Source organism: Serinicoccus sediminis, assembly GCF_004153545.1.
Taxonomy (GTDB): domain Bacteria; phylum Actinomycetota; class Actinomycetes; order Actinomycetales; family Dermatophilaceae; genus Ornithinicoccus; species Ornithinicoccus sediminis_A.
In genome coordinates this window covers 69,571-95,556 of record NZ_SDVA01000012.1, presented here as the reverse complement: position 1 = coordinate 95,556, position 25,986 = coordinate 69,571, and the positions used below count along the sequence as shown (strand labels likewise).

Annotated in this window: 24 protein-coding genes; 14 read left to right on the top strand and 10 right to left on the bottom strand. The window is 74.6% G+C overall.

From position 1 onward, the window contains the following. Nucleotides 1-9: 9 nt before the first annotated feature. Nucleotides 10-1,986: a PhoX family protein gene (locus EUS26_RS12185; protein ID WP_130014098.1), complete on the bottom strand. Its 1,977-nt coding sequence runs from the start codon at nucleotides 1,984-1,986 to the stop codon at nucleotides 10-12. A gap of 174 nt (nucleotides 1,987-2,160) precedes the next feature. Between EUS26_RS12185 and EUS26_RS16980 the strand changes: the two genes are divergently transcribed. Continuing rightward, complete coding sequence (locus EUS26_RS16980; protein ID WP_165368602.1) at nucleotides 2,161-3,156, top strand: hypothetical protein; 996 nt, start codon at nucleotides 2,161-2,163, stop codon at nucleotides 3,154-3,156. Here the strand turns inward: EUS26_RS16980 and EUS26_RS12170 are convergent. The 7 genes from EUS26_RS12170 to EUS26_RS12140 all read right to left on the bottom strand — a co-directional run bounded on the left by EUS26_RS12170 (nucleotide 3,126) and on the right by EUS26_RS12140 (nucleotide 12,260). Next, nucleotides 3,126-5,900, bottom strand: a complete 2,775-nt coding sequence (locus EUS26_RS12170; protein WP_130014096.1) for an MMPL family transporter — start codon at nucleotides 5,898-5,900, stop codon at nucleotides 3,126-3,128. The two genes, EUS26_RS16980 and EUS26_RS12170, sit on opposite strands and share 31 nt — an antisense overlap. Nucleotides 5,901-5,918: 18 nt before the next feature. Next, on the bottom strand, nucleotides 5,919-6,587 hold the full coding sequence (locus EUS26_RS12165; RefSeq protein WP_165368601.1) for a TetR/AcrR family transcriptional regulator: 669 nt from the start codon (nucleotides 6,585-6,587) through the stop codon (nucleotides 5,919-5,921). Nucleotides 6,588-6,651: 64 nt separating this feature from the next. Then, nucleotides 6,652-7,623 (bottom strand): EamA family transporter RarD, encoded by a 972-nt coding sequence (rarD, locus tag EUS26_RS12160; protein WP_130014094.1) that lies wholly within the window; start codon nucleotides 7,621-7,623, stop codon nucleotides 6,652-6,654. Nucleotides 7,624-7,632: 9 nt separating this feature from the next. After that, on the bottom strand, nucleotides 7,633-8,844 hold the full coding sequence (locus EUS26_RS12155) for a 2-oxoacid:ferredoxin oxidoreductase subunit beta (RefSeq protein WP_130014093.1): 1,212 nt from the start codon (nucleotides 8,842-8,844) through the stop codon (nucleotides 7,633-7,635). Then, entirely contained in the window at nucleotides 8,841-10,736 is a 1,896-nt protein-coding gene (locus tag EUS26_RS12150) for a 2-oxoacid:acceptor oxidoreductase subunit alpha (RefSeq protein WP_130014092.1), read from the bottom strand. The genes EUS26_RS12155 and EUS26_RS12150 overlap by 4 nt, the downstream gene beginning before the upstream one ends. 71 nt (nucleotides 10,737-10,807) lie before the next feature. After that, nucleotides 10,808-11,128, bottom strand: a complete 321-nt coding sequence (locus EUS26_RS12145) for a TraR/DksA family transcriptional regulator (protein ID WP_130014091.1) — start codon at nucleotides 11,126-11,128, stop codon at nucleotides 10,808-10,810. Between the two features lie 37 nt (nucleotides 11,129-11,165). Then, nucleotides 11,166-12,260 carry a lipid II:glycine glycyltransferase FemX gene (locus tag EUS26_RS12140; RefSeq protein WP_130014090.1) on the bottom strand — a complete coding sequence of 365 codons (1,095 nt, stop codon included), beginning with the start codon at nucleotides 12,258-12,260 and terminating at the stop codon, nucleotides 11,166-11,168. Between the two features lie 70 nt (nucleotides 12,261-12,330). On the opposite strand from EUS26_RS12140, the gene EUS26_RS12135 reads away from it, so the two are divergent. Beyond that, a complete protein-coding gene (locus EUS26_RS12135) occupies nucleotides 12,331-13,296 on the top strand; it encodes an SDR family NAD(P)-dependent oxidoreductase (RefSeq protein ID WP_130014089.1) in 966 nt (321 codons plus the stop codon). Nucleotides 13,297-13,298: 2 nt separating this feature from the next. Here the strand turns inward: EUS26_RS12135 and EUS26_RS12130 are convergent, their stop codons facing one another. Further along, the gene (locus EUS26_RS12130) at nucleotides 13,299-13,805 is read right to left on the bottom strand and encodes a low molecular weight protein-tyrosine-phosphatase (protein WP_130014088.1); all 507 of its coding nucleotides are present in this window, start codon (nucleotides 13,803-13,805) and stop codon (nucleotides 13,299-13,301) included. 42 nt (nucleotides 13,806-13,847) lie between these two features. Here EUS26_RS12130 and EUS26_RS12125 point away from each other — a divergent pair, with 42 nt between their 5' ends. The 5 genes from EUS26_RS12125 (at nucleotide 13,848) to EUS26_RS12105 (ending at nucleotide 17,749) form a co-directional block, all read left to right on the top strand. Further along, a complete protein-coding gene (locus EUS26_RS12125; protein WP_130014087.1) occupies nucleotides 13,848-14,597 on the top strand; it encodes a fructosamine kinase family protein in 750 nt (249 codons plus the stop codon). 81 nt (nucleotides 14,598-14,678) lie between these two features. Next, nucleotides 14,679-16,166 carry a serine hydrolase gene (locus EUS26_RS12120; protein WP_130014086.1) on the top strand — a complete coding sequence of 496 codons (1,488 nt, stop codon included), beginning with the start codon at nucleotides 14,679-14,681 and terminating at the stop codon, nucleotides 16,164-16,166. Between the two features lie 11 nt (nucleotides 16,167-16,177). Further along, nucleotides 16,178-16,534, top strand: a complete 357-nt coding sequence (locus EUS26_RS12115) for an NADH-quinone oxidoreductase subunit A (protein ID WP_130014085.1) — start codon at nucleotides 16,178-16,180, stop codon at nucleotides 16,532-16,534. Between the two features lies 1 nt (nucleotide 16,535). Beyond that, nucleotides 16,536-17,150 carry an NADH-quinone oxidoreductase subunit B gene (locus EUS26_RS12110; protein WP_130014084.1) on the top strand — a complete coding sequence of 205 codons (615 nt, stop codon included), beginning with the start codon at nucleotides 16,536-16,538 and terminating at the stop codon, nucleotides 17,148-17,150. After that, on the top strand, nucleotides 17,147-17,749 hold the full coding sequence (locus EUS26_RS12105; RefSeq protein ID WP_130014083.1) for an NADH-quinone oxidoreductase subunit C: 603 nt from the start codon (nucleotides 17,147-17,149) through the stop codon (nucleotides 17,747-17,749). Before EUS26_RS12110 ends, EUS26_RS12105 begins: the two co-directional genes overlap by 4 nt. On the opposite strand, the gene EUS26_RS12100 is transcribed toward EUS26_RS12105, so the two are convergent. Then, nucleotides 17,746-18,195 (bottom strand): GNAT family acetyltransferase, encoded by a 450-nt coding sequence (locus tag EUS26_RS12100; protein ID WP_130014082.1) that lies wholly within the window; start codon nucleotides 18,193-18,195, stop codon nucleotides 17,746-17,748. The two genes, EUS26_RS12105 and EUS26_RS12100, sit on opposite strands and share 4 nt — an antisense overlap. 161 nt (nucleotides 18,196-18,356) lie before the next feature. Here EUS26_RS12100 and EUS26_RS12095 point away from each other — a divergent pair, with 161 nt between their 5' ends. From EUS26_RS12095 to EUS26_RS12065, 7 genes are read left to right on the top strand one after another with little or no spacing between them, the layout of a single operon-like run. Further along, entirely contained in the window at nucleotides 18,357-19,337 is a 981-nt protein-coding gene (locus EUS26_RS12095; RefSeq protein WP_130014081.1) for a complex I subunit 1/NuoH family protein, read from the top strand. Continuing rightward, complete coding sequence (locus EUS26_RS12090) at nucleotides 19,334-19,861, top strand: NuoI/complex I 23 kDa subunit family protein (protein ID WP_130014080.1); 528 nt, start codon at nucleotides 19,334-19,336, stop codon at nucleotides 19,859-19,861. The genes EUS26_RS12095 and EUS26_RS12090 overlap by 4 nt, the downstream gene beginning before the upstream one ends. Further along, complete coding sequence (locus EUS26_RS12085) at nucleotides 19,858-20,418, top strand: NADH-quinone oxidoreductase subunit J family protein (RefSeq protein ID WP_130014079.1); 561 nt, start codon at nucleotides 19,858-19,860, stop codon at nucleotides 20,416-20,418. The genes EUS26_RS12090 and EUS26_RS12085 overlap by 4 nt, the downstream gene beginning before the upstream one ends. Continuing rightward, nucleotides 20,415-20,747, top strand: coding sequence for an NADH-quinone oxidoreductase subunit NuoK (gene nuoK / locus EUS26_RS12080; RefSeq protein WP_130014078.1), 333 nt, complete (start codon nucleotides 20,415-20,417; stop codon nucleotides 20,745-20,747). Before EUS26_RS12085 ends, nuoK begins: the two co-directional genes overlap by 4 nt. Beyond that, complete coding sequence (locus EUS26_RS12075; protein WP_238148957.1) at nucleotides 20,740-22,758, top strand: NADH-quinone oxidoreductase subunit 5 family protein; 2,019 nt, start codon at nucleotides 20,740-20,742, stop codon at nucleotides 22,756-22,758. Before nuoK ends, EUS26_RS12075 begins: the two co-directional genes overlap by 8 nt. After that, on the top strand, nucleotides 22,755-24,362 hold the full coding sequence (locus EUS26_RS12070) for a complex I subunit 4 family protein (RefSeq protein WP_238148956.1): 1,608 nt from the start codon (nucleotides 22,755-22,757) through the stop codon (nucleotides 24,360-24,362). The genes EUS26_RS12075 and EUS26_RS12070 overlap by 4 nt, the downstream gene beginning before the upstream one ends. Beyond that, complete coding sequence (locus EUS26_RS12065; RefSeq protein WP_130014077.1) at nucleotides 24,359-25,897, top strand: NADH-quinone oxidoreductase subunit N; 1,539 nt, start codon at nucleotides 24,359-24,361, stop codon at nucleotides 25,895-25,897. Before EUS26_RS12070 ends, EUS26_RS12065 begins: the two co-directional genes overlap by 4 nt. The last annotated feature ends 89 nt before the right edge of the window (nucleotides 25,898-25,986 follow it).

Sequence of the window (25,986 nt, the reverse complement as noted above, 5' to 3'; positions counted from 1 at the left end):
CGGGCCTGCTCAGCGCTTCCCGCGGTAGACGTGCGCCACGCCGGGCCGGGGGACCGGGTCGCCGAGGTAGGGGTAGCCGCTGGGCACGCCGCCCTCGCCCGGGTGCTGCACGCTCACCAGCACCGACCGCTCGTCCCAGGAGACCACCGGCCCGCAGCACTCGGCCCCGGTGGGGACGGAGAGGAACTGCTGCACCTTGCCCTTCTCGGGCCCGGCGGTGGGCATGAGGAACATGCCGTCGCAGGTGCCGATGGTGCCCGGGGCGCCGTCCGTGGCGATCCACAGGTGGTCGGGGTGGCCGTCGAAGGCGACGTTGTCCGGGCAGCTGATCGGGCTGACCTGGCTGCGGTCGTAGCCGGAGAAGTACGTGCTCGGGTCGTCCGGGTTGCCGGCGATGAGCACGATGCGCCACCGGAAGGTCAGCGCGGCGGCGTCGTCGCCGGCCTCCGTCCACTGGATGACGTGGCCGAACTTGTTGTTGGCCCGCGGGTTGGCCTCGTCGGTCTGCCCGGGGGTGCGTCGGGTGTTGTTGGTGAGCGCGACGTAGACCTGGCCGGTGTGCGGGTTCGGCTGCACGTCCTCGGGCCGGTCCATCTTGGTGGGGCCCACGAGGTCCGCGGCCAGGCGGGTGTGCACGCACACCTCCTCGACCGACATCCCCGGGACGTGGGACCGGCCGTCCACCAGCAGCGGCAGCCACTCACCCGAGCCGTCGAACTCGCCGTCCTCGAACCCGTCGCCGGTGAACCGGGCGACGTAGAGGTCGCCCTCGGAGAGCAGCCGCATGTTGTGCCGCTTGTCGCCCTTGCGGTAGCGCTCGCGGGAGACGAACTTGTAGATGTAGTCGAACCGCTCGTCGTCGCCCATGTAGGCGACGGCCCGGCCGTCGTCGGCCAGCCGGATGGTGGCCCCTTCGTGCTTGAACCGGCCGAGCGCCGTGTGCTTCACCGGGGTGGAGCGGGGGTCGTCCGGGTCGACCTCGACGATCCAGCCGAAGCGGTGCACCTCGTTGGGGTGGTCGGCGACCCGGAAGCGGTCGTCGGCCTGCTCCCACCCGCGGCCGCCGGAGGTGATGCCGTAGCGCGCGAGGGCGCCGTCCGGGTCGTCCGCGCCGTCCGCGTCGAAGTACTGGTTGAAGTTCTCCTCGCCGGACAGGATCGTGCCCCAGGGCGTGTCGCCGCCGGCGCAGTTGTTGAGCGTGCCCAGCACGGTGCGGCCGCGCGGGTCGGCGGCGGTCCGCAGAAGGGCGGACCCCGCGGCCGGGCCGTCCACCGCGAACGGGGTGTGCGCGTGGATGCGGCGGTTGCGGCGGCCGGCCACGTCGTAGCGCCACGGCGAGAACGGGTTGCGGCGGGACACCTCGACGATGGTCATCCCGTGGGCGGCCATCTCGATCATGGCCTGCTCGGGAGTGGGGGAGCCGCTCCAGTCCGGGAACATGCTCTCGGGATTGGTGTACTCGTTGTTGAACGCGATGAGCCCCCGGTTGGCCGCGTTCCCGCGGGCACCGCCCCGGCGCAGCGTGAGGTAGTCGGCGTTGTAGCCGGCCTGGCGCCGCTGCGCCTCGACGCTCTGCCGGTCGACGTCGAACGCCGGCGCACCCGGGTCGATCGGGTCCCCCCACGAGATGACCGGCGCCCACTTGTAGCCCTCCGGCACCACCAGCTCGTCGACGTCGGCGGGCGTCGGCGGGATGGGGCTGAAGCCCGCGATCCCCGGGCGGCCCCGACCGGGCCCGGCCGCCGCCGGCCGGGCCGTGCCCCAGGCCAGGGCGACCGCGCCGGTGGCCGCGGCGCCCGCCTGCAGGAGGCTGCGCCGCTGCACGGCCGCGGTGACGACGTCACCGAAGTAGGCGTTGTCGCTGGTGTTGGGCACGGGCTGCGAGCAGGCGTCGCCGCAGCGGTAGCGGCAGGTCGCGGCACTGCGTCCGCCGGGGTGGGCGGCGAGGAGCGGCAGCAGGCTCCGGCGCTCGGTGAGCTGGGTCATGAGGGTCCTTCCTCCGGGACGGGTCCGGGCGGGGCCACGGACCCTTGGGAACCTAGGCCCGCTCACCCCCTTCCGGGCGTCGTCCAGGTGAAGGTCCGCCGTCGGGCCGGTGACGACTTGGGCTCGCACCCCGGCGACTACGCTGGGACCTCCCCACCCTGAAGGAGGCCGGACGTGCGACGCACGCTCGCCGGAGCCTGGGCGATGACGCCCCTCGCGGTCCTGCTGGTCGCCCTGGCGGTCGTCACGCCCCCCGAGCGGGTGCCGACGCACTGGTCCGGTCGGGTCCCGGACGGCTTCGCGAGCGGCCCGGGATTCCTCGCCGGGGTCCTCGCCACGACGGTGGTCTGCACCGTGGTCGCGGCCGTCGCCTCCATCGCGCGGAGGGTGGTCCCGCCGAGCTGGGGCCGGTGGGTCATGTCCGCCGTCGCCGCGGTCTCCTGGGGCGCCGTGCTGCTCTACCTCGTCACCGTCTGGCGGGTCGGGGTGGACGGCGTGGAGGGCGTGCGTGAGTGGTGGCCGCTGCTGGCGGTCCTGGGCGCGCTGCTGGCCGGCGTCGTGGGGTATGCCGTGCACGGCCGGTGGGCGCCGACCGCGGAGGAGCTGGCCGACCTGGTGCCCGAGCGCTCGCGGGTGCAGCCCGTGCGAGGACGCCCGGTGGAGCCGGTGCAGCCGTGGGCCACGCAGGTGTCCTCGCGGACCCTCCAGGTGCTGGCCGGCGGCCTGCTCGTCGTCTTCGCGCTCGTCGCCGTCGTGCTGCTCGTCGCCGACGAGAGCGTCGTGCTGCTCGTGGTCGTCCTGCTCACCGGGCTCGGCGCGGGCGGGCTGGCGCTGCTCTGGTCCACCGTGACCGTCGAGGTCGACCAGGACGGGCTGCGGGTGCGCTCGCGGGTGCTGCCCGTCACGGTCTCCCGCGTGCGGGCCGACCAGGTCGCCGGGGTGGACGTCCAGGACCTCGACCCCATGCGCTGGGGTGGCATCGGGCTACGGGCCCTCCCGGACCGGACGGCCTACATCGTGGACGCCGGCGGTCCCGGCATCGTGGTCTACCTGCGCACCGGGCGCCGGCTCGCGCTGCAGATCACCGAGGGTGACCAGGCCGCGCGGGTCGGCGCCCGGACGCTGCTGCGGGCGGCCGGTCAGCGGGCCGGCGCGGCCTCGCCCTCCTGAGCGGGCGCGTCGGACCCGGCCCCTGCGGTCGTGGCGCCGAGGTCCCGCTCCAGCTGGGCGCCCTCCACGTCCACGTCCGGCAGGATGCGCTCGAGCCAGCGGGGCAGCCACCAGGCCCGCTCGCCCAGCAGCGACATGACCGCAGGGGTGAGCGTCATCCGCACGAGGAAGGCGTCGACGAGGACGCCGACCGCCAGGCCCAGGCCGATGGGACGGACCATCGTCAGGTGCGCCCAGACGAACCCGGCGAACACCGAGATCATGATGATCGCCGCGGCGGTGACGACCCGGGCGCTGTGGTTGAAGCCGGCGACGACGGCGTCCCGGGCGGCCCGCCCGTGCACGTGCTCCTCGCGCATCGCCGACACCAGGAAGACCTGGTAGTCCATGGCGAGCCCGAAGAGGATGCCGATGAGCAGGATCGGCAGGAACGACAGGATCGGGCCGGCCTCGTTGACCCCGAAGAAGCCGGAGGCGAAACCGAGCTGGTAGACCCCGACGACCGCACCGAAGGCCGCGCCGATGCTCAGCAGGAACCCGCCGGTCGCCAGCAGCGGCACGACGACCGAGCGGAAGACCAGCAGCAACAGGATGAGCGAGAGCCCGACGACCACCACGAGGTAGATCGGCAGCGCATCGGCCAGCTGCTCGGAGACGTCGATGTTGGCGACGGTCTGCCCGGTCAGGCCCAGGGTCGCCCCCTGGTCCTCACCGATCTGCTCGACGGCGGGGCCGAGCCGGTCGACGAGCGCCTCGGTGGACGCGTCGGCCGGACCCCCCTCGGGCTGCACCCGGAAGGCCAGGACGTCCCGGTCGTCGTTGACGCCGGCGGGCAGCACCTGGGTGACGCCGTCGACGGCGGCCAGCTCCTCACCCAGGTCGGCCTGGGTCGTGAACAGCGCCGTGTCGCCCTCGGCGACCGGCTCGTCCAGCTCGGCCACGACGAGGATCGGTCCGTTGGCCCCCGCGCCGAACTCCTCGCGGACGGTGTCATAGGTGGTGTATGCCGTGGACCCGGCCGGCTCGGTGCCGCCGTCCGGCAGGCCCAGGCGCAGCTGCGCGGTGGGCCAGGCCAGCGCGCCGACGACGACGAGGACCCCGGCGAGGGCGAGCCAGGGGTGGCGCTGCACCCGCGCGGCCCACCCGCGGCCGAGGTCGTCTCCCTGCTCGGCCGGTGACTCCTCGTGCCGTCCCTGCCGGCTGCCGGGACGCTCCCGGCGCGGCAGCACCCGGTGGCCCATGAGCGAGAGCATGGCCGGGGTGAGGGTGATGGCGACGAGCACGGCGATGGCGACGGTCGCCGCGGCCACGATGCCCATGATCCCGAGGAAGGGGATGCCGGTCAGGGTGAGCGCGACGAGCGCGATGATGACGGTCAGACCGGCGAAGGTCACCGCGTTGCCGGAGGTGCCCACGGCGAGCGCGATCGACGGGGCGACCGGCATCCCGCGCCGCAGCTGCTCACGGTGCCGGTTGATGAGGAACAGGGAGTAGTCGATCCCCACCGCGAGGCCCAGCATGAGGGCCAGCACCGGGGTGATGGACTGCATGTCGACGAAGCGCGACAGGGCCAGGGCGCCGGTGAGGCCGACCCCGACGCCGACCAGGGCCATGAGGATCGGCAGCCCGGCGGCGATGAGGCTGCCGAGCATGACGAGCAGCACGACGGCCGCGATGACCAGCCCGATGACCTCGCCCGGGCCGAGCAGGCTGGACAGGTCGTCGGTGATCTCCTTGGAGAAGTCGACCTGCAGGCCCTCGCTCTCCAGGTCGTCGCCGATGCGCTGGATGGCCTCGGTGGTCTCCGGCGGGATGAACCCCTCGGCGTCGGCGACCGACACCTGGGTCAGGGCGGTGGTGCCGTCCTCGCTGACCACCCGGAAGCCGTCGGTGAGGTCCGCGAGGCGCGCGGCGGCGGCGAGGTCCTCCTCGCCCTGCGCGACCTCGGCCTCGCCGTCCTCGAGCTCGGTGGCACTGCTCTCCAGCTCCTCCTCGCCCGCGGCGATCTCCGCCTCGCCGGACTCCAGCTGCTCGCGCTGGGCGTCGATCTCGGCCTGCGCGGCGGCCAGCTGCTCGCGGCCGGCGTCGATCTGCGCCTGGCCCGCGGCGATCTCGGCCCGGGCCTGCTCCTCGGCCTGCGGCGGCACCTGACCCGCCGCGACGCCCGCCTCGAGCTGCTCGAGCTGGGCGTCCAGCTCGGCCTGCGACTCCTCGAGGGTCGCGGCCTGGGCGTCCAGCTCCTCCTGGCCGCTCTCGAGCTGGGCGCGTCCGTCCTCGAGCTCCTCGCGGGCCTGCTCCAGGTCGGCCCGGCCCTGCTCGAGCTGGTCGCGGCCGTCGGCCAGCTGCTCCCTGGCGTCGGCCAGCTCGGCCCGGCCGTCGGCGAGGTCGCCCTCGGTGGCGTCCAGCTCCTGCTGCGCCTCGAAGGGGTCGACGGCGGTGACGCCGTCCAGCTGCTCCCACTCGTCCACGGCGTCGGCGACGGCCGAGCGCTGGGCGTCGGTGAAGCCGTCGTCGGCCTGGAAGACGACGGTCCCCGTCGTCCCTGCGGCGTCGGGGATCTCCTCCTGCAGCGTCTGGAGGACCGCCTCGAACCGGCTGCCGGGGATGGAGAACTCGTTGGACAGCGGCTTGGCCATGGTGAGCATGCCGGTGACGGTCAGGCCGAGCACGGCGGCCCAGATGACGACGACGCCCAGGCGGTGCTGGGCGCACCAGCGCCCGAGTCGGTGCAGCAGGGTGGCCACGGTGGTCCTTTCGGTGGGTCAGGAGGAGGGGGAGCGCCACCCGTCGGCGAGCAGGCCGAGGGCGCGGTCGAGGTGGTCGTGGAAGGTGGCGACGTCGCCGCGCGGGAGCGGCTCGGGGCACTCGGTGTCGAGATCCTTGAGCCACACCTCCTCGGTCGCCTGGAAGCAGCTCATGACGGCCGAGGCCAGGGTGGCCACGAAGAGCGGGTCCGCCTCCGGCAGCACGGCGCGCAGCCGCTCCCGCAGCCACGCGGCCATGTCGGCCCAGACGGTGCGCTCGAGCAGGATCGTGGCGTCGGTGTCGGCGCCGTGGCGGTTCAGGGCGACGAACCAGCCGAGCAGGTCCTCGGGGATGCCGTGGGTGCGGACCAGCCCGCGCAGCGCGGTGACCGGGTCCCCGCCGATGACGTCGGGGTCCAGCTGCGCGATCATCGCGGCCGCGTGCTCGGCGAACACGTCGCTGAGGACGGCGGGGATGCCGCCGAAGTAGTTGAAGAAGGTGCGGCGCGACACCCCCGCGCGCTCGGCCACCTGCTCCACGGTGACCTCCGCTGCGGGCAGATCGGCCACCAGCTCGCGCAGCGCGCCCACGATCGCCTCGCGGGTGCGCGCCTTGTTGAGCTCACGGCGGCCCGGCGCGGCGGGGTCGGTCCCGCGGCCCGCCGCGGAGTCCGGTCGCACAGTCACGACCACGAGCATACGGAAATGTGCACGGTGTGCAAAAGTGCATCGCGTGCAGGTATGCGTCGTCCTAGCAGGGGGCGGGGTCGACCAGGTCGGGCCGCCCCTCCCGGGCGGCGCGCACCCGGGCGCGCCGCTCGGCGCGGGCCCGGCGCACCTGGCGCACCATGTCGGTGGAGAGCACCACCAGCGCCACCCAGACGAGGGCGAAGCCGACCCAGCGGGAGGCGGGCACGGTCTCGCCCAGCAGCAGGACGCCGGTCATGAGCTGCAGGAAGGGGGTGAGGAACTGCAGCAGGCCGATCGTCGACAGCGGCACCCGGCTGGCGGCGGCGGCGAAGAGCAGCAGCGGCACCGCGGTCGCCACGCCGGTCGACATGAGCAGGACGGTGTGCACCTCGCCGTGCCCGCCCCACGTGGTCTGACCGGTGCGGTCCAGCCACAGGAGGAGGAGCAGGGCGAGCGGGAGCACGGTGGCGGTCTCGCCCACGAGCGAGCGCAGCGGGCTGAGCGACACCCCCAGCCGGTTCTTGAGCAGGCTGTAGGTGGCGAACGAGCAGGCCAGCGCCAGGCTGATCCACGGCGGTGAGCCGTAGTCCACGGTGAGGTAGACCGCGGCCGCGGCGCCGATGCCCACCGCGGTCCACTGCAGCCGCCGCAGCCGCTCCCGCAGGATGACCACGCCGAGGGCGACGGTCACCAGCGGGTTGAGGAAGTAACCCAGCGCGGCCTCGGTGACGTGGCCGGTGAGCACGGCGTAGGTGTAGATGCCCCAGTTGGTGGTGATGAGCAGCCCGGCGAGCATCACCCCGGCCAGCCGGCGGGGTGCCCGCGCCAGCTGCACCATCCAGCGCAGGTCGCGGGTGAGGAGCAGGACGGCCGCGCACAGCACCAGGGTCCACACGATGCGGTGAGCGACGATCTCCCAGGGTCCGGCCGGCCGCAGGGCGGCAAAGTAGAGCGGGAAGACGCCCCAGAGGAGGTAGGCGAGGAACCCGTAGGCGGTGCCGTGCTGGCGCCTGCGCTCGGCCTCGTCCGTCACCACCGCATCCTAGGAGGCGTCCTCGTCGTAGACGTCCTCGCCCTCCTCGGCGAGCACCTCCCCGGCAGCGGGGGTCGGGCCCTCGGTCGTCTCGCCCTCGAGCAGCTGCTCGACCTCGCCCGGGCGGGTGCCGTCGACGGTCCACGTGTCCCGGCCGCGCAGCAGCGCGTCGAGGGACGCCGCGTCCCGGGTCGTGCCCGCAGAGGCCTCCTGCACCTGCTGTCGGACGCCGTCGTCGTAGGTCGGGCGCTCCACCTGCCGGAAGATGCCCATGGGGACGGTCTGCATGCTGGGGTCGTCCAGGCGGGAGAGCCCGAAGGCCGGCGTCGGGTCGGGGTCGGCCGGGTCGTGCACGACGACGGTGTGCCCCTCCGGCACCTCCTGCTCGGGGACGACGTGGAGACGGCCCTCGGGGTCGCGGACGACCACCCTGGCCTCCGCGCTCCCCTCGGCGCCGATCCGCACCGGCTCGTGGGCGCGCAGGTGCGCCACCCGGCCGGTCGCCTCGTCGCGGTCCTTGAGCAGCTGGAAGGCGCCGTCGTTGAAGATCGGGCAGTTCTGGTAGATCTCGACCAGCGAGGTGCCGCGGTGCGCGGCTGCCGCCTTGAGCACCTCGGTGAGGTGGGCGCGGTCGGAGTCCATGGTGCGCGCGACGAAGGTCGCCTCCGAGCCCAGCGCGAGCGACACCGGGTTGAACGGGTGGTCGACCGAGCCGGACGGGGTCGACTTGGTGACCGCCCCCACGTCCGAGGTGGGGGAGTACTGCCCCTTGGTCAGGCCGTAGATCTTGTTGTTGAAGAGCAGGATCGTCAGATTGACGTTGCGCCGCATCGCGTGGATGAGGTGGTTGCCGCCGATCGACAGGGCGTCTCCGTCACCGGTGACGACCCACACCGACAGGTCCTCCCGCGCGGTGGCCAGGCCGGTCGCGATGGCCGGGGCTCGCCCGTGGATGGAGTGCATGCCGTAGGTGTCGAGGTAGTACGGGAAGCGGCTGGAGCAGCCGATGCCGGAGATGAAGACGATGTTCTCCCGGCGCAGCCCGAGGTCGGGCAGGAAGCCCTGCACCGCCGCGAGCACGGCGTAGTCGCCGCACCCCGGGCACCAGCGGACCTCCTGGTCGGAGGTGAAGTCCTTCTTGGTCTGCTGCTCGCCCTCGGGGAGCGTGGGCACCCCCTCGGTGCCCCGGCGGGCCGGCAGCCCGAGCTCGGTGGTCGTCATACCGTCACCTCCTGCGACTGGACCTCCATGAGGTTCTCGTGGATCACCTGCGCCAGCTCGCCCGCGGTGAACGGCAGGCCGCGCACCTGGGTGTGGCTGCGGACGTCGACGAGGTAGGTGCCGCGCAGCAGCAGCGCGAGCTGGCCGAGGTTCATCTCGGGCACGACCACCCGGTCGTAGCGGCGCAGGACCTCGCCGAGGTCGGCGGGGAAGGGGTTGAGGTGGCGCAGGTGGGCCCGCGCGACCTTGGCGCCGGTGGCGCGCACGAGCCGGGTGGCGGCGCCGATCGGCCCGTAGGTCGAGCCCCACCCGAGGACGAGGACGCGCGCCTCACCGCTGGGGTCGTCCACCTCGATCGGGAGTATGGAGTCGGCGATCGCCCCGATCTTGGCCTGCCGCAGGCGCACCATCCGGTCGTGGTTGGCCGGGTCGTAGGAGATGTTGCCGGTGACGTCGGCCTTCTCGATGCCCCCGATCCGGTGCTCCAGGCCGGGGGTGCCGGGCACCGCCCAGGGCCGGGCCAGCGTCTGCTCGTCGCGCAGGTAGGGGTGGAAGACCGGCTCGCCCCGCTCGTCGGTGGCGTTGGGCTCGGTGGTGTGCTCCACGGTGAGGTCGGGCAGCTGCGCCGTGGCGGGGATCTGCCAGGGCTCGGATCCGTTGCCGAGGTAGCCGTCGGACAGCAGGATGACCGGGGTGCGGTAGGTGGTCGCGATGCGCACCGCCTCCAGGGCCGCGTCGAAGCAGTCGGTCGGCGACTGCGCCGCGACGACCGCGACCGGCGACTCGCCGTTGCGGCCGTGCAGGGCCTGGAGCAGGTCGGCCTGCTCGGTCTTGGTCGGCAGGCCGGTCGAGGGGCCGCCGCGCTGGATGTCGATGACGAGCAGCGGCAGCTCGGTGGCCACGGCCAGCCCGATCGTCTCGCTCTTGAGCGCCAGGCCGGGTCCCGAGGTCGTCGTGACGCCCAGGGATCCGCCGAAGCTGGCGCCGAGCGCCATCCCGATCGCGGCGATCTCGTCCTCGGCCTGCAGCGTGGTGACGCCGTGCGCCTTGAGCGCGGACAGCTGGTGCAGGATGTCCGAGGCCGGGGTGATGGGGTAGGACCCGAGCACGAGCGGCAGCCCGGTGCGGTAGGCCGAGGCCACGAGCCCCAGCGCCAGCGCCTGGTTGCCGGTGATGGTGCGGTAGGTGCCCGGGCTCATCGGTGCGGGGGCGACCTGGTAGCGCACCGCGAAGTCCTCGGTGGTCTCGCCGTAGGCGTGGCCGGTGCGCAGCGCGGTGAGGTTGGCCTCGAGGATCTCGGGAGCCCGCGCGAACTTGGCCCGCAGGAAGGCCTCGGTGGAGGCGGTGTCGCGCGAGTAGAGCCAGGAGAGCAGGCCCAGGGCCAGCATGTTCTTGGCCCGCTCCTTCTCCTTGCGGGTCAGCCCGTCGACGCCGGCGAGCGCCTCGACGGTCATCGACGTGAGCGGCAGCGCGTGCACGTGGTAGCCGGCGTCGGCGAGCGAGCCGTCCTCCAGCGGGCTGGCGGCATACCCCACCTTGGCGAGGTTGCGCCGGGTGAACTCGTCGGAGTTGGCGATGACCGTCGCGCCCCGCGGCAGGTCGGCGAGGTTCGCCTTGAGCGCGGCCGGGTTCATCGCGACCAGGACGTCCGGCGCGTCGCCGGGGGTGGCGATGTCGTGGTCGGCGAAGTGCACCTGGAAGGAGCTGACCCCGGGCAGCGTGCCCTGGGGGGCGCGGATCTCGGCCGGGAAGTTCGGCAGCGTGGACAGGTCGTTGCCCAGCGCCGCGGTGTCGGAGGTGAAGCGGTCGCCCGTGAGCTGCATGCCGTCACCGGAGTCCCCGGCGAAGCGGATGACGACGCGCTCGAGCTGGTGCAGTGGAGTAGAAGACATGTCAATAGACAAGACTACTCTCCCCTAATAGCGCTGCCGACCGGGCCGCCGCCCGCCGGACGACGGTCCGCTCAGCCGTGCCGGACGCAGGTGGTCGCCCAGGGCCGGGCCTCGAGCCGGCCCTCGGGGATCTCCTCGCCGCACACCCGGCAGCGGCCGTAGCTGCCGTCCTCGACGGCGGCCAGCGCGGTGGCGATGTCGTCCAGCAGCCCCTGCAGGTTGTCGTGCGCGCTCACCGCGGTGAGGCGGTCCACGGCCATCGAGGTGCCGTCCCCGACCCGCTTGCCGAAGGAGATGCTGCCCTGGTCCTGGATGGGCCGGCTCAGCTGCTCCATCTGGGCGCGGACCTCGGTCTGCTTGGCCTCCAGCTCGGCGCGTGCCTGCTCGTGCATCCGTCCAGCATCGCACGGGGCCGCGCCCCGGGCCGGGTCAGAGGATGTCGTCGGTGGTGCCGAAGCTGCGGTAGTTGAGGTAGGACCGGCGCACCTTGAGCGCGGCCCGCAGCGGGGAGCTCAGCGGCGACAGGGCCAGGTCGTAGGCGGGGTACCAGTACCTCTGCGACCCGAACTTGAGCTTCATCCGGAGCACCCCGAAGGAGTGCTTCTTCTCGTCCAGCAGCCGGGGGATGCCCCAGAGGTCCAGCTGGGCGTACCCGGTCTCGTGGGCGTCCCGGATCGCGCTCCAGTAGAACGCGTCCGGGGCCTTGGCGTCCTTGCGCTTCTCGCCCTCCGAGGGCGGACGGTCGTCGCGCACCGACCCGCCGTAGAGGTAGGTCGTGGTGTCGCCGAGCCCGAGGAAGAAACCACCGGCCAGCGCCCGCCCCTCGTGCCGGGACAGCAGCAGGTAGGCCTCGCCCCCGTCCTGGTCGGCCTCGCGCAGCAGCGTCTCGTAGTAGCGGCGCGGGAAGGCGCCGAGGCTCGAGCGCTCGTTGGTCGCGGTGAAGATCTCCCAGAAGTCCTCGAAGCTGTCGTCCCGGCCGGCCTGCACCCCCATCCGCTCCGAGGTGCGCACGTTGCGGCGGGCCATCTTGTGCAGCCCGGCGAAGATGGTCTCCGGGTCCGGGCGGGTGTCGATGAGGATGGTGTGCTCGGGCTGCTCGGTCCGGGCCCGGCGGAACGGCCCGATCCGGTCCGGGATGACGGCCTGCTCGGCCGCGAGGTCCTCCTGCTCGGGGCTGTCACCGGCGAAGATGGGCTCCGGGGGCTCGATCGTGAGGAAGTGGTCGCTGCGGCGGGCGACCGACCGGACGGCGCGGGCGAACTCGGGCAGCAGCATCCGGTCGGCGAGCACGGGTCCGCGCGGGGCGTAGAGCGTGCTCACGCCGGGGGCCAGCGTCTTGCGCATGAGCTGCACCGCGCCCACGGTGCGCCCGCCCTGCCGGACGAGGTAGCGGACCGGCTCCTGGCCCAGCTCCTTGCGGGCCTCGCCGTACCCCCATCCCTGCAGCGGGCTGCTGACCGGGAGATCGAGCAGGGCTGCCATGTAGGACGCGCGGTCGGGGGCCGTCTCCAGGGTCAGGGTCATGGCGACAGGGTAGCCGCCGGGGCACGCCCCTCCGGCGACGACGAGCCGGTCCGCTGGCAGACTCGGCGGCATGACGGCGGCGGCGGCGGAACACGCCCGGGAGGCGCTCGGGTGGGAGCACCTGGGCGTCCCGGACCTGCGCGGCCGCACCGTCGTCGTGACCGGTGGCAGCGACGGGATCGGCCGCGAGGTGGCCCTCCACCTGGCCCGGTGGGGCGCCCGGTTGGTGCTGCCCGTGCGGGACCGGGTCAAGGGGGAGCGGGTGCGGGCCCGGCTGCTGCGCGAGAGCGCCGCCCCGGGGTCCGACGCCGTGACGCTGGTGGACCTCGACCTGGCCGACCTGACCTCCGTGCGCAGGGCGGCGGAAGAGGTCGCCGGGCTGCTGGGGGAGGAGCGGGCCGACCTGGTCAACGTCGCCGGGGCCGTCTCACGTCGGCGGCGGGAGTCGGTCGACGGACACGAGCTGCTGCTCGCGGTCAACGCCCTCGGGCCGATGCTGCTCGTGGAGTCCCTCCTGCCCCTGGTGCACCAGCGGGTGGTCCTCGTCACCTCCCACGCGCACACCTCCGGCCGGGTCGACCTGGAGGACCCGCACCTGCGGCGCACGCGGTGGACCCTGCCGCGGGCCTACTCCCGCGCCAAGCTCGTCGCGATGCAGTGGGGCCTCGACCTGGGTGGGCGGATGCCGCCCGGCACCCAGGTGCAGCTGGTCCACCCCGGCTGGGTGCTCACCAACCTGCAGAACGCGACCGGCGACCCGAGGCTGGACCGCTTGGTCACCGCGGCCAGCCGCCCGTTCGCGATGTCGGCCCCGCAGGGGGCCGCTGCCGTGCTCTTCGCGCTCACCCAGCCCCTACCGCCGGGGTCCTACATCGGCCCGGACGGGTGGCAGCACCTGCGGGGGCGGCCCACCCTCATCGCCCGCTCGGAGCGGGCGGCGGACCGCGACGCCGCGGCGCGGACGGTCGCGTGGATGTGGCGCGAGGTGGGGCTGGACGGGGACGGTCCTCGGAACCGCGGGCCGGCCCCGGTCTGACCTCAGCGCGGCGCGCGCTGCGCGGCGACGACCTCGCCCACCCGGTCCTCCTGGAGGGCGCGGACCAGCCCGGCGACGGCGTCCTCGATCTGGTCGTACATCGCCACGAAGGCCTCCCGCTCCGCACCCCACGGGTCGGGCACGTCACGCACCCCGTCGCCGGCGTCGGAGGCGAAGGCGCCGAGCCGCACGACCTTGGCCTGGTCCTCGGGGGTCCGGGCCAGGGCGAGCAGGTCGCGCTCGTTGCCGGAGTCCATGGCGAGGACCAGGTCGCCCCCGTCGAAGTCGCCGACGGCGAACTGCGCCCCCCGGGTGGTGAAGGCATACCCCCGGCTCTCGCCCTCCGCGGTCGAGGACGGGTGCGGGCGCTCGCCCACGTGGTAGTCGGCCGTCCCGGCCGAGCTCACGGTGACTCCCTCGATGCCGGCCTCGTCGAGGGCGCGGGTGAGCACGGCCTCGGCGGCGGGCGAGCGGCAGATGTTGCCCAGGCAGACGGTGATGATGTGCATGCCCCCCACCCTCTCACCGGCCGCTGCTGCGAGGGTGGGGCCATGGGACCCGCAGCCGCCGCCTTCACCAAGACCCGGCCCGACGCACCCGCGCTGTTCTTCGACCGGGAGGCCGTGGGGCTGCGCGCGCTCGCGGCGGCCGGTGCGCGGGTCCCCGAGGTGCTCGACGTCTCGGGCACCGGCATCAGCATCGAGCGGGTGCCCTCCGGGGGGCACCGCACCGCCGCGTCCGAGGAGGCGTTCGGGCGCGAGCTGGCCTCCCTGCACCGGACCACGGGGGAGCGGTACGGCGCCGTCGACGGCGAGCCGACGGCCTACCTCGGGGACTGCCCGGTGGACCTCGCCCCGTGCGACACGCTGGCCGAGTCCTGGTTGGAGCGACGGGTGGTGCCGCTGGCCCGGCGCGCCGTCGAGACCGGCCGGATGGACGCCTCGGCGCTGGCCGACGCGCAGGCGCTGGGCGCCGAGCACCTCGGCCCGGTGGAGCCGCCCACCCTCGTCCACGGCGACCTGTGGGCCGGCAACCGGCTCGTCGACGACCGGGGCCACAGCTGGCTCATCGACCCGTGCGCCCACTACGCCCACCGGGAGGTGGACCTCGCGATGATGCAGCTCTTCGGCGGGTTCAGCGGCAGGGTCCTCGCCGCCTACGTCGAGGCGTTCCCCCTGGCCGACGGCTGGGAGCGGCGGACCGCGGTGTTCCAGACGGTGCCGCTGCTCGTGCACGTCCTCCTCTTCGGCGGCGGGTATGCCGTGCAGGCCGGCGACGCGCTCCGGGCCGCCCGCGGCTGAGCCGGTCCGCTCCCGCGCAGCCCGGCCCTGCGACCGGCCGTGGCGCGTGCTGAGATAGGGGGACCAGGCGAGGAGGCGGACGTGCGACGGGTCATCGGGGGGCTGCTCGGTGCCTCGCTGCTGCTGGTCGGGTGCACCGAGGAGTACGACGACGACGTCGCGCAGACCTCGACCCCGCCGCTGGTCGTCCAGACCGCCGCGCCGGAGGACGCCTCCGCGACCTCGGTGCCTCCGGAGGTCGCCGCCTCCACGGCCGCGCCGGAGCCGGTCGACCCGGCCGAGGCCCTCACCGACCCTGAGCTGGTCGACGCCGTGGAGTGGGTGCTGGGTCTGCTCGAGGAGGACGCCGAGGGGCCCGCGGGGCAGGAGGCCGCCGAGCGCCTCGCCCCGGACTTCCTGGAGCAGGTGTCCCCGGTCGAGCTCGGCCTGGTCCTGGCCCAGGTGCGCCGGGCCGGGCCCTACGTGGTGACCGCGGCCGCCCCGGCCTCCGGGGTGGGGCGCACCGCCGTCCTCAGCCTGGCGGCGCAGGAGCCGCTGCTCCTGACGGTCAGCGTGGACGAGCAGGGGCTCGTCTCCACGCTGCTCCTCCAGCCGGACACCTCGGGGGCGACCCCCGAGGTCGACGACTGGGCGGACCTGGACGCGGCGCTGGCCGAGCTGGGCGGCACGAGCCAGGTGGTGGTCGGCCAGGTCGAGGACGGGACCTGCACGACGACCTACACGTCCCCCGGCGTCGAGCCGGGCGGGGACCCCTTCCCCAGCGGGTCGGTCGTCAAGCTCCTGGTCCTGGCCGCCGTGGCCGACCAGGTGCGCGCGGGCGAGCTGGCGTGGGAGGAGGAGCTCACCCTCACCCCCGAGGTGGTCAGCCTGCCGTCCGGCGAGCTGCAGGACCGCCCCGAGGGCTCCACCGTCAGCGTCCGCGAGGCGGCCGGCCTGATGATCTCCGTCAGCGACAACACCGCCACCGACCTGCTCATCGACCGCCTCGGCCAGGGCGCGCTGCGCGACACCGCCGTCGCGGCCGGGCTGGACCCGACCGCGATCATGCCCGTGCCGAGCACCCGCCAGGTCTTCCAGCTGGGCTGGCAGGTGGACAGCGAGGTGCGGACCCGGTGGGCCGAGGCGCTCGTCCCCGAGCGGCGTGAGGCGATGCTCGCCGACCTGCCCGCCGAGCTCGACCTCGACCCGGCCACGGTGACCGAGCCGCGGTGGCAGGACGGCATCGGCTGGTTCCTCACCGGGGCGCAGATCTGCACGCTGCACGCCCGCCTGCAGCAGCTCGCCGAGGACCCGGACGGGGAGCCGCTGCGGGAGATCCTCGCCGCGAACCCGGGCCTGCCGTCGCCCGAGGACGTCGCCTACCAGGCCTACAAGGGTGGCTCGCTGCCCGGGGTGCTGGCGATGTCGTTCTACGTCGAGCCGGAGCGGGCGGGTGACGAGACCCCGGACGCCGCGCCGGACGGGTCCGTGCTGGTCGTGCAGACCCGCAGCGCCGAGCCCGTCGACCAGCTGCGCGCCGCGACGATCGTCGGGGTCGGCCTGCAGCACCTCGTCGACGTCGGCGGCTAGGCTTCCGGGTGATGTCCGACTACCTCGTCGTCGCGCTGGTGACGCTGCTCGGGGTCGCCCTGGTGGCGGCCGGCACGGGCGCGCGCCGGCTGCTGGCGCCGAGCGACCCCACCCCCGCGAAGGTGACGACCTACGAGTCCGGGGTCGACCCGGTCGGCTCCGGGTGGGAGCAGGGCAGCGTGCGCTACCTCGTCTACGCGCTGCTCTACGTCGTCTTCGCCGTCGACGCCGTCTACCTCTTCCCCTGGGCGCTGGTGCTCCGGTCCGGTCTCGGCCCCGCCAGCCTGGTCGAGATGGCCGTCTTCATCGGCGTCCTCGTCGTGGCTCTGCTGCACGTGTGGCGCCGCGGGCTGCTGAGGTGGTGGTGACGTGCCCGAGCAGGTGAGCGGCCCGACGACCACCACCCTGCCGACGCCGCGGGTCGGTGCGCCGGTGGAACGGGCCCCCCGTGCGGTGCAGGTCGTGCTCAACTGGGGCCGGAAGTACTCCCTGTGGGTCTTCAACTTCGGCCTGGCCTGCTGCGCGATCGAGTTCATCAGCGCGTCCATGGCCCGGCACGACTTCATCCGGCTGGGGGTCATCCCCTTCGCCCCGGGGCCGCGCCAGTCCGACCTCATGGTCGTCTCGGGGACGGTCACCGACAAGATGGCCCCGGCGATCCGCCGGCTCTACGACCAGATGCCGGAGCCGAAGTACGTCATCTCCTTCGGCGCCTGCTCCAACTCGGGCGGGCCCTACTGGGACAGCTACTCGGTCACCAAGGGGGTCGACCAGCTCATCCCGGTCGACGTCTACGTGCCCGGCTGCCCGCCGCGGCCGGAGGCGCTGCTGCACGGCATCGTCATGCTGCAGGAGCAGATCGCCGCGGAGACGCCCGGTCGGGCCCGCGCGGGGTCGCTGCACGGGTCGAGGTATGCCGACCGGCCGGTCAGCGGGGCGGAGGTCCAGCGGGGCCTGGTCGCGCCACCGGAGGGCGGCGCGTGAGCGTCCCGGTGCAGCGGCGGGTCGAGCCGGGGGAGTGGCACGAGGCGGTCCGCTCCGCCCGCGCCGAGGGGTATGCCTTCTTCGACTGGCTCTCCGCGGTCGACGAGTCCGACGCCCAGGAGGGAGACGCGCAGGATGGCGACGCCCCGGGGGGCGACGAGACCCAGGGGGAGCCGCTCGTCCCGGGTCTGGAGGTCCTGTGCCACCTGCTGCGGGTGGGTGCTCCCGGTCCCGGTGGGCTCCGCCGGCTGGTGCTGCGCACCCGGGTGCCCGAGGGCACGCCGCTGCGCTCGGTGACCGACCTCTTCGCCGGCGCGGCCTGGCACGAGCGGGAGACGCACGAGATGTTCGGCCTCCTCGTCGAGGGTTTCGACGACCGGACCGGGCTGGGCCTGCGGCCGCTGCTGCTGCCCGAGGGCTTCGAGGGCACCCCGCTGCGCAAGGACTTCGTGCTCGCTGCACGCGCGTCCAAGCCGTGGCCGGGGGCCAAGGAACCCGGTGAGGGCTCGGGGGAGGCGCCACCGCGCGGACGCCGGCCGCGCAAGCGGCTGCTGCCGCCCGGCGTCCCGGACCCGTCCTGGGGCCCGCGGCCCGACTAGCCGCCCGCGGTCTGCTCGCGCATCCGCTGCAGGTCCTCGTCGAGGAACCGGCCGAGCACCCGCACGCCCTGGTCGACGTAGCCCAGGTCCTCGTAGAGCCGGGCGACCTCGTCGTTCTCGGCCCGGATCATGAGCATGACCTTGGGGATGCCCTGGCTCTCCACCCACTCCTCGGCGGCCCGCACGAGCGTCCGGCCGAGCCCGCCGCCCCGGTGCTCCGGCGCGACGGCGAGGTAGTAGATCCACCCGCGGTGCCCCTCCTGGCCGACCATGACGGTGCCGACCAGGGTGTCGTCGGCGAGGGCGCCGAGGACCTCCGAGGCCGGCCCGGAGGCCGCCATCCGGAAGTCCGCCTGCGGGTCGTTCCAGGGGCGGGTGAGCCCGCACTCCGACCACAGCCGGGCGGCGGCGTCCGCGTGCTCGAGGGACAGGGGGAGGATCTGCATACCTCCATCCTGCCCCGCCACCGGGGCGTACGGTGATGTCGCCGGTGCCGGTGGCGGGGAGGGCGTGGACGATCGCGAGGCGTACCGCGCCAGCGGGACGGGCCGGGCCCGGTCGGTGCGGCGTCGCCCGGCCGCGCGCCTCACTCGTTAGGGTGAACGCGATGCTCGCCGATGTCCCCTGGGCCCTGGAGGCCGTGCTGAAGGCCGCTGCCGTGCTGGCGGCCTTCCTCACGCTGCCGCTCGCCCTGGGCCAGCTGGAGCACAAGCTCATGGGCCACATGCAGGGCCGGCTCGGTCCGATGGAGGCGGGACCCCACGGTGTCCTGCAGCTGGTCGCCGACGGCATCAAGTTCGCCCAGAAGGAGGACGTCACGCCGGCTGCCGCGGACCGCCCGGTGTTCCGGCTGGCGCCCGCCGTGGCGCTGGTGCCCTATCTCGTCGCCCTGGCCGCCGTCCCGCTGGGGGCCGCCTGGGTCGCCGTCGACGTGCCGGCCAGCCTGCTGCTCGTCCTGGCCGTCACCAGCGTCGGGGTCATCGGCACGCTCATGGCCGGGTGGGGCTCGGGCAACAAGTACGCCCTGCTCGGCGGGCTGCGGGCGGGGGCGCAGCTCGTGTCCTACGAGCTGCCGCTCATCCTCGCCGCGGCCAGCGTGGCCCTGGCCGCCGGGACCCTGTCGCTCACCGGCATCGTCGGTCAGTGGTCGTGGTGGTGGCTGCTGTGGCAGGCACCGGCCGCGGTGGTCTTCCTCGCCGCCAGCGTCGCCGAGCTGCAGCGCACCCCCTTCGACGCACCGGTGGCCGACGCCGAGCTCGTCTTCGGTCCGCTGACCGAGTACACCGGGCTGCGCTTCGCCTTCTTCCTGCTGGCCGAGTATGCCGGCATGGTCGTCATGGCGCTGCTGTTCACCGTGCTCTTCCTCGGGGGGTGGCGAGGCCCCTGGGCCGACGCCGGGGCGGGTGTCGTCGGGGTGCTGTGGACGCTGCTCAAGGCGACAGGGGTCGGTGCGCTCTTCCTCTGGCTGCGGGTCGCCTGGCCCCGGGTGCGCGAGGACCAGCTGCAGCGCCTCGCGTGGCTGGTGCTCCTCCCGGTGGCGCTGCTGCAGCTGGCGGTCACCGGCGTCGGGGTGGTGGTCTGGGGATGAGCGGCGTCACCGGCCTGATCCGCGGCCTCGGCACCACCCTGCGGACGCTGACGCGACCGGCGCACACGGTCCAGTACCCGCACACCGAGCCGACGCTGCCCGAGCGCAGCCGCGGGGTCATCGCCCTGCTGGAGGAGAACTGCACCTCCTGCATGCTGTGCGCCCGCGAGTGCCCGGACTGGTGCATCACCATCGACTCGCACAAGGAGACCGAGCCGCCGCAGACCGAGGGCGGCCGGGAGCGCTCGCACAACGTCCTCGACCGCTTCGACATCGACTTCTCGCTGTGCATGTACTGCGGCATCTGCATCGAGGTCTGCCCCTTCGACGCGTTGTTCTGGGCGCCCGACTTCGCCTACGCCGAGGGCGACATCCGCAACCTGCTGCACGACAAGGAGCGCCTCGGCGGCTTCATGGCCTCGGTACCCGAGGCGGCGCTCCCGGTGGGCTACCGGCGCGAGCCCGCCGAGGCCGACGCGCCGCAGGTCGAGGCGGCGCCCGACGAGGCGGGGGAGGCCCGGTGAGCGGGCTCGACGTCCTGTTCGTCGCCGTGGGCCTGGTCACCGCCGGTGCCGCGGCGCTGTCGGTGACCTCCCGGCAGGTGCTGCACGCCGCGCTGTGGCTGGTGGTGGCCCTGGGCGGGCTGGCCGGCTGCTACCTCGTGCTCGGGGCGGAGCTGGTGGCGCTGGTGCAGCTGCTCGTCTACGTCGGGGCGGTCGTCGTCCTCGTCCTCTTCGCCCTCATGCTCACCCGGGCCGGAGGTGTCCCCGTGGTCACCGGCGTCCCGCAGCGGGTCGCCGCGGCGCTGGTCGGCGCCGGCACCACCGTGCTCCTCGGTGGCGCGCTCCTCTCGGCGTTCGGGTGGGGACGCGTCCCGATCGACGGCGGCGGCAGCACCGAGGTCGCCGCGACGATCTTCGGCACCGACGTCTGGCCCTTCGAGCTGCTCTCGGCGCTGCTGCTCATGGCCCTCGTCGCCGCGGTCGCCGTGGCCCGGGCGCCGGTCGGCGGCCAGGACGACCCCAGCCAGCGGCCGGACCCGCCCGCCGACGTCGAGGCCGTGCAGGGGGAGCGACCGTGATCCGCCCCGCCCTGCCCTACCTGCTCGCGGCGGTCCTCGCCGGCCTCGGGGTCTACGGCATCCTCGCGCGCCGCCACGCCGTCCTCGTGCTCATCGGCGTCGAGCTCGTGCTCGGCGCCGCCGGGCTGGTGCTCGTCACCGTGGCGCAGACCGGGGCCGCCGGCGACCCCGGCGCGGCCGTGCTCACGCTCTTCGTCATCACCATCGCCGCCGCCGAGGTGGTGTTGGCCCTGGCCGTCCTGCTCGCCCTCTTCCGGGCCCGCGGCCACGTCGACCTGCACGCCGAGCTCGACGCCCACGGTGAGGAGGAGGTGCGCGGACGTGCCTGACCTGCCCGACGTGACCTGGTCCGACCTGCAGCTGCCGTCGCTGCCGCTGCCGCACCTGCCGGCCCCGGACCTGTGGGGGTCGCCGGCGCACTGGGCGATCCTCGCGACCCTGCTGGCGGCCCTCGCCGGGCTGGGGCTGACCGGGCGGTCCAACCGGCTGGCGGCCTGGGTCGGTGTCGGCGGCGCGCTGCTGGCCTTCCTCGCCACCTGCTGGCAGCTCTACACCCTGACCCAGATCGAGGGGGCCCGGCGGGGTGCCGGGACGATCGGCGCGCTGCCGCTGGGCGACCTGGACGCGCCGCTGCGGCTGCTGGTGACGTGGCCGCTGGCCATCGTCGCCGTCACCGTCGCCGCGGTCGCCCTCGTGGTCCAGGGGTATGCCCGCTGGTACCTCTGGTACGACCCGCGCTACCGCCCCTTCGCCGCCACCGTCTCGCTGTTCACCTCGGCGATGCTGCTCGTCGTCCTCTCCGACGACCTGCTCCTGACCCTCGTGGGCTGGGAGGTCATGGGGTGGTGCTCCTACCTGCTCGTCGGGCACCAGTCGACCCGCTCGGCCGCGACCCGCGCGGCGAGCAAGGCGCTGCTCGTCACCCGCACGGCGGACGTGGGTTTCGTGCTGGGTCTGCTCGTCCTGGTGGCCGGGGCCGGGACCACCCGGACCACCGACGTGGTCCGGCACTGGGCGGAGGCCGGCCCCTCGCCGGCGCTGACGGCAGCCATGGTCCTGCTCGTCGTCGGCGTCGCCGGCAAGTCCGCGCTGTTCCCCTTCCAGGACTGGCTGCCCGACGCCATGGAGGGCCCCACCCCCGCCTCCGCCCTCATCCACGCCGCGACGATGGTGGCCGCGGGCACGGTCGTGCTGGCGCAGCTGTTCCCCCTGCTGTCGGTCTCCGGCCCGGCCCGGCTGCTGCTCGCCGTGCTGGCCTGCGTGACCATGGTCGGCGCCGCCGTGCTGGCCTTCGCCCAGGGCGACCTCAAGCGGCTGCTCGCCTGGTCGACCGTCAGCCAGGTGGCGCTCATGCTGGCCGTCCTCGCGGCGGCGACCATGGGCACCGGGCCGGACGCCGCGCTGCAGCACCTGGTGGCGCACGCCTGGTTCAAGGCGCTGCTGTTCCTCACCACCGGGTGGCTCGGCGTCCTCGTCGGCGGCACCGCCATGGCGCTCATGGCCTCGGGCGCCCGGCGCTACCGCGTGCTCCGGCACCGCTTCGGCTGGGGCCTGCTGGCGCTCGCCGGCGTGCCGCCGTTCGTCGGCTTCTTCTCCAAGGAGGCGATCCTGGGGACCGCCGAGGCCGGCACCGCCGCGACCGGCGGGGGCTTCGTCCCGGTGCTCGTCCTGGCCTCCGTGGGGGCGACCGCCCCGCTCACCGCCGCCTACTGCATGCGGGCCTGGCTGGTGCTGAGCCGCCCGACCGCCGCGCAGGGCCACGCCCGGCTCTACGAACCGGACCCGGTGGAGCGGATCGACGACTTCTTCGACGAGCCCCAGGTCGTGCAGGAGGCCGAAGGGGTCGAGCGCGCCGAGGCCGCCATCAGCTCCTCGGCCCGGATGGGCACCTCCGCGCTCATGCTCATGACGCTCTTCGGGGGGGTCGTCCTGCTGCTCCCGGTCTGGGGTCCGCAGGCCCACGTGGACCTGCAGCTGATGGCCGCGACGCTGCTGCTCATGGTGGTGAGCGCCCTCCTCGTGCGGCTGGCCGCCGGCGGGGTGCGCACCCGGGACGCGGCGGCCCGCATCCCGGCCGGTGTCAGCCTGGCGGCCGAGCGCGGCCTGCACGCCGACCTCGCCTACCGTGTCGTGGTCGTGACGCCCGTCCTGGCACTGGCCCGGGCGGTGGCGTGGTTCGACGCGGAGGTCCTCGACTCCTGGGTGCGCGGCGCCGGCGTGGGGTCCCGGCTGCTGGGGCGGGTCGGTGACCTCACGAGCCCGCGCCGGGCCACGCCCGCCCTGGCCCTCGTGCTGGCGGGCATGCTGGCGCTCGCGGCCCTCGGGGTGGTGACCGCGTGAGCGGCACGCTCGGCAGGGTGCGCGCGGACCTGCTCGCCCTGGTGCCGGACCTCGGGACGTGGTGGTATGCCGTCGCGCTGGGCCCGCTGCTGCTGGCGGCGGTGCTGCTGCTCGCGGCCGGTCGCCGGGCCGCGCCCCCCGGCCACCGGGTCCTGCACCGTGGGTCGATGGTCGCTGCCGGCCTCAGCGCGCTCGGGGTGGCCGGTGTCGCGCTGGACCGCCCCGTGCTGGAGGCGAGCTGGATCCCCAGTCTCGGCGTGTCGTTCAGCCTGCGCCCGGACGGGCTGTCGGTGCCGCTGCTGCTGCTCACCGCCCTCGCGGGCGTGGTCGCCACGGCGCTGCACCTGCACCCGGGGCGCGAGCCGCGCCCGGAGCCGGTCGACCTCGCCGACACCGACCCGACCTCACCCATCCCGGTGGTGCGCGGGGAGGACGTGCCCGGCCTCGCGACCTACCACGCCTGCCTGCTCGTCGTGCTCCTCGGTGCCCTGGTCGCCTTCCTCGCCGGTGACGCCATCCTCTTCTTCGTCGGCCTCGAGCTCGTGCTCGTGCCCATGTGGGTGCTGGTCGCGCGCTACGGCGACCCCGGCAGCGACCGGGAGGGCGCCGCGCTGCGTTTCCTCCTCGTCACCGTGGTCGCGTCCTCGTTGGTGCTGCTCGGCATCCTCGCCGTGGCGACGGCGACCGGCAGCACGGACCTGGCGCTGTGGGCGGGCGAGGGGGGCGCCTCGCTCGGCCGCGGCTCCCAGCTGGCGGTGGCGGCGGTCCTGCTCGTCGGCCTGGGCCTGAAGACCCCCGTCTTCCCCCTGCACACCTGGCTGCCGTGGGTGCACGCGACCGCCCCGACCGCCGGCTCGGTGCTGCTGGCGGCGGTCCTGCTCAAGCTCGGCACCTACGGCATGGTGCGGCTGGTCGTGCCGGTCGTCCCCGAGGGCTTCGCGGCGTGGTCGCCGCTGCTGGCCGGCCTCGGGGTCACCGGCATCGTCTGGGCCTCGCTGGTGTGCCTGGTCGAGCGCGACCTGAAACGCCTCATCGCCTGGTCCTCGGTGGCCCACCTCGGCTTCGTCGTGCTCGGCCTGGCGACCGGCACGCAGGCCGGGCTGCAGGCCGCGCTCTTCGGCAACGTCGCCCACGGCCTGGTCTCGGCGCTGCTCTTCGTCGTGGTCGGTGGGCTGAAGCACCGGTGGGGTAGCGCCGACCTCGGGCGCCGGCGGGCGGCGGTCCGCGAGGTCGCCCCTCGGCTCGGCCTGGCGCTGGTGCTGGGGATGGCGGCGTCGAGCGGGCTCCCGGGGCTCGCCGTGTTCTGGGGCGAGATCGGCTCCCTCCTCGCCGCCTGGTCGCCCGCGGCCGACCGGCCGGAGGGGTGGTTCCGCGGCTTCGCCGTCGTCGCCGCGCTGGGCGGTGCGCTCGCGGTCGCCTACACCGTGCGGGTGCTCCGCGAGGTCTGGGCCGGTGACCGGGTCGAGCCGCGGGTGCCCGACGCCGTGCTGACCGAGCGCACCGCGCTGCGCCTGCTGGGCGTCCTGGTCCTGGTCCTCGGGCTGGTCCCGACGCTGCTGCTGGGCGTGACCGCGCCCTTCGTCGAGGGGGTGCTGGGCCGATGACCCTGGAGGTCGACCTGTCGTCGGTCCTGCCCGTCCTGGCGCCCCTCGCCGCGGCGGTGCTCCTGCTGCTGATGGACGCCGCCCTGCCCGGGCGCCGCGAGCCGCACCTGGTGGTCGGCGCGCTGGGCCTGGCCGCCGGGCTCGTGGCGGCGCTGCCCGGGCTGCGGCTGGCGGTCGGCGAGGCGCGGTCCTCGTTCTGCCTCGCCGGCGGCTGGTGCGCCTACCGCGCCGACCACCTCGTCTCCGCACTGCAGGTCTGCGCCCTCGGCGCGGCGCTCGTCGTGCTGGTCCTCACCTGGCGGGACTGGTCGGCACCGGGCCCCGGGGCCGGGGCCGAGACCACCGGGCGGGCGCCGGTGGTCACCGCGCTCCTCCTGGCCGCCACCGCCGGGGTCGTGGCGGTCCCGGCCGCCGGCGATCTCGGGTCGCTGCTCGTCGCGCTGGAGCTGGCCACCCTGCCCACGGTCGCCCTGGTGGCCCTGGTCCGCACGACGTGGGCGGCCGACCGGCGCGCGCGGGCCGTGGACGGCGCCGTCGCCCTGCTCACCACCTCGCTCGTGTCCTTCGGCCTGCTCGCCCTCGGCGCCGCCCTGTGGGTCGCCGCGACCGGCAGCACCCGGTTCGACGGCGCGACCCGGGCCGAGCACCCCGAGCTCCTCGTGCTGGCCGCCGTGCTCCTCGTGGCCGGGCTGGCGTTCAAGGTCTCCGCCGTGCCGTTCCACGCCTGGACCCCGGTGACGTACGCCGCCGCGCCTCTGCCGGTCACGGCATACCTCGCGACCGTGTCCAAGGTGGCCGCCCTGGGGGGCCTCGTCGTCGTGGTCCGTGCGCTGGGCACGGTCGAGGGCACCACGCTCGTCGCGGTCGCCGTGCTGGCCGGTGCCTCGATGACCGTCGGCAACCTCGTCGCGCTGGTCCAGCAGGACACCGTGCGGCTGCTGGCGTGGTCGACGGTCGCGCAGGCCGGGTGGGTGCTGCTGCCCCTCGCGTCGCTGTCGGCCCAGGCGGCCAGCGCGGCCGGGTCCTACCTCGTCGTCTACGTCACCGCCACCCTGCTGGCGTTCGTCGTCCTCGCCGCCGTCGTGGCGCTGGGCGTCCAGGCCCGCCCGGCCTCCCTCGAGGCGCAGCGCGGGCTGCTGCGCAGCCACCCGTGGCTGGCGCTGCCGCTGATGCTGGCGCTGCTCACGCTGGCGGGCCTGCCCCCCGCCGTGGCCGGCGTCGTGGCCAAGGTCGTGGCGCTGCGCCCCGTGCTCGGCGACGAGACGTGGTGGCTGGCGCTGGTGGCGGCGGTCAACATCGCGCTGGGGCTCGCCGTCTACCTGCGCTGGGTCGCGGTGCTCGTCGCCCCGGCGCCGCGGCGGCAGGCCGGCGGCGTCACGGCAGGGCAGGGCGAGGCCGGGACCGGCGACCAGGCTGCGGCCGCTGCAGCCCCAGCCGGCGACCGCCGCCGCGTACCGGTCCGGTTGTGGGCGCTGACCGGGCTGCTCACCGCCCTCCTCGTCGCCGGCAGCATCCTGCCCGTCGGTGCCCTCTGAGCGCCGGCCCGGGCCCGGGACCGGGGAGCCCGCGCGAGGTCGGACGGGCGCCGGCACCGGGGTCTGCGACACCGGGAACACCGGCACGA

Coding starts and splice junctions, on each gene's coding strand:
- EUS26_RS12185 (WP_130014098.1), bottom strand. CDS start 1,986: ATGACCCAGCTCACCGAGCGCCGGAGCCTGCTGCCGCTCCTCGCCGCC.
- EUS26_RS12155 (WP_130014093.1), bottom strand. CDS start 8,844: ATGACGACCACCGAGCTCGGGCTGCCGGCCCGCCGGGGCACCGAGGGG.
- EUS26_RS12150 (WP_130014092.1), bottom strand. CDS start 10,736: ATGTCTTCTACTCCACTGCACCAGCTCGAGCGCGTCGTCATCCGCTTC.
- EUS26_RS12145 (WP_130014091.1), bottom strand. CDS start 11,128: ATGCACGAGCAGGCACGCGCCGAGCTGGAGGCCAAGCAGACCGAGGTC.
- EUS26_RS12140 (WP_130014090.1), bottom strand. CDS start 12,260: ATGACCCTGACCCTGGAGACGGCCCCCGACCGCGCGTCCTACATGGCA.
- EUS26_RS12135 (WP_130014089.1), top strand. CDS start 12,331: ATGACGGCGGCGGCGGCGGAACACGCCCGGGAGGCGCTCGGGTGGGAG.
- EUS26_RS12130 (WP_130014088.1), bottom strand. CDS start 13,805: ATGCACATCATCACCGTCTGCCTGGGCAACATCTGCCGCTCGCCCGCC.
- EUS26_RS12125 (WP_130014087.1), top strand. CDS start 13,848: ATGGGACCCGCAGCCGCCGCCTTCACCAAGACCCGGCCCGACGCACCC.
- EUS26_RS12115 (WP_130014085.1), top strand. CDS start 16,178: ATGTCCGACTACCTCGTCGTCGCGCTGGTGACGCTGCTCGGGGTCGCC.
- EUS26_RS12100 (WP_130014082.1), bottom strand. CDS start 18,195: ATGCAGATCCTCCCCCTGTCCCTCGAGCACGCGGACGCCGCCGCCCGG.
- EUS26_RS12095 (WP_130014081.1), top strand. CDS start 18,357: ATGCTCGCCGATGTCCCCTGGGCCCTGGAGGCCGTGCTGAAGGCCGCT.
- EUS26_RS12090 (WP_130014080.1), top strand. CDS start 19,334: ATGAGCGGCGTCACCGGCCTGATCCGCGGCCTCGGCACCACCCTGCGG.
- EUS26_RS12065 (WP_130014077.1), top strand. CDS start 24,359: ATGACCCTGGAGGTCGACCTGTCGTCGGTCCTGCCCGTCCTGGCGCCC.